Annotated in this window: 2 protein-coding genes; both read left to right on the top strand. The window is 62.6% G+C overall.

Features of this window, described 5'->3' with window-relative positions; translation table 11 throughout:
* Positions 1-746, top strand: a 746-nt coding sequence (locus tag ADADOO_RS03600) for a hydrogenase small subunit (protein WP_511275089.1), incomplete at its 5' end; no start/stop codon positions are given.
* A 3-nt stretch (positions 747-749) separates the two neighbouring features.
* The coding region (locus ADADOO_RS03595; RefSeq protein ID WP_511275087.1) for a nickel-dependent hydrogenase large subunit at positions 750-1,098 on the top strand (349 nt) is incomplete at its 3' end.

Here is a 1,098-nt window from a genome sequence, read left to right as displayed (position 1 = left end):
CCGTCGAAGGCAATCCGCCGCTCAACGAAGACGGCATGTTCTGCATCCACGGCGGCCGGCCCTTCGTCGAAGTGCTCAAGGAAACCTGCGCCGACGCCAAGGCGATCATCAGCTGGGGCGCCTGCGCTTCCTACGGTTGCGTCCAGGCCGCCAAGCCGAACCCGACGCGCGCCACGCCGGTGCACAAGGTGATTACCGGCAAGCCGATCATCAACGTCCCGGGTTGTCCGCCGATTGCCGAAGTGATGACCGGTGTCGTCACCTACATGCTGACTTTCGACCGCATTCCCGAACTCGACCGCCAGGGTCGGCCGAAAATGTTCTACGGCCAGCGCATCCACGACAAGTGCTATCGCCGCGGCCACTTCGATGCCGGCCAGTTCGCCGAAGCCTGGGACGACGAGGGTTCGCGCAAGGGCCACTGTCTGTACAAGATGGGCTGCAAGGGGCCGACGACTTACAACGCCTGTTCGTCGATGCGCTGGAACGGCGGCGTCAGCTGGCCGGTGCAGTCGGGCCACGGCTGTATCGGTTGTTCCGAAGAGGGCTTCTGGGACAAGGGCAGCTTCTACGATCGGGTGACTGACATCAAGGCTTTCGGCGTCGAAGCGAATGCCGACACCATCGGCAAGGCCGCCGCCGGCACGGTCGGCGCCGCGATAGCCGCGCATGCCGCTGTCTCGGCACTGGCCCGGGCGCGGAATTCGACTTCCCACGGTCAACCGGAAAAAGAGGGGGAAAAGTAAAAAATGGCCGCTTACGAAACTCAAGGCTTCAAGCTCGATAACTCCGGCAAGCGCGTCGTTGTCGACCCGGTCTGCCGCATCGAAGGCCACCTGCGGGTGGAAGTCAATCTCGACGACAAGAACGTTATCCGCAATGCTGTCTCCACCGGCACCATGTGGCGCGGCCTCGAAGTCATTCTCAAGGGCCGCGATCCGCGTGATGCCTGGGCCTTTACCGAGCGTATCTGCGGCGTGTGCACGGGCACCCACGCGCTGACCTCGGTGCGTGCCGTTGAGGATGCGCTAAATATCAAGATTCCGGAAAACGCCAACAGCATCCGCAACATCATGCAGCTCAACCTGCAGGTGCATG

The sequence above is a fragment of the Azonexus sp. genome (assembly GCF_036170495.1).
In the GTDB taxonomy this organism is placed as follows: domain Bacteria; phylum Pseudomonadota; class Gammaproteobacteria; order Burkholderiales; family Rhodocyclaceae; genus Azonexus.
The sequence above is the reverse complement of the archived record's forward strand: the minus strand, read 5'-3'. Positions and strand labels throughout refer to the sequence as shown.